1 pseudogene is annotated in these 553 nt (G+C 52.1%); it reads right to left on the reverse strand.

Annotated elements, in window-relative coordinates:
• Nucleotides 1-423: 423 nt before the first annotated feature.
• Nucleotides 424-553 (reverse strand): annotated as a pseudogene (locus tag PORUE0001_RS10370) (L-threonine 3-dehydrogenase); the annotation flags it as partial.

Raw genomic sequence — 553 nt, forward strand, 5'->3', positions numbered from 1 at the left:
GCTCCGTGGGAAACGTTCGTTTTCTCGCTAGCTATGTGGCAATTTCTCCGTGAAGATCGGTAACTATAGGCTCCGTGACTTGGTTTCATCGGGAGAAACTGGAGTTTCTTACCGAAGAAACTAGTGTTTCATGCCGAAGAAACTAGTGTTTCATGCCGAAGAAACTAGAGTTTCATGCCTAGGAAAACAGAAATCCCTCCCTAGGAACCGAGAAGTTCCTACGTTGGAACTGAAAAGTTCCAAGGGAGGAACCGTTTTGGGCGCTTTTACAAAAGCTTTCGTCTCCACACGGAAGGTGGCCATGCGTACGCACTTGCGGAGCCTTCCTCGAGAGTCACAAATGAAAAGCGCCACCCCTGAGCGAACTCAAGAGTGGCGCATGTGGATGAGACTGTGTCAGTCTCTGGGGATCTGTGCGGATGCTTACTTGCCGTAGCGAGCGCGTAGCACCTGGATCATATCCTGACTCATGGTGTCGAGGTCGTAGTGTGGTTGCCAGTCCCACTCACGACGAGCGCAGCTGTCGTCGAGCGAGTTAGGCCACGACTCAGCG

It is taken from the genome of Porphyromonas uenonis 60-3 (genome assembly GCF_000174775.1).
GTDB classification, from domain to species: domain Bacteria; phylum Bacteroidota; class Bacteroidia; order Bacteroidales; family Porphyromonadaceae; genus Porphyromonas; species Porphyromonas uenonis_A.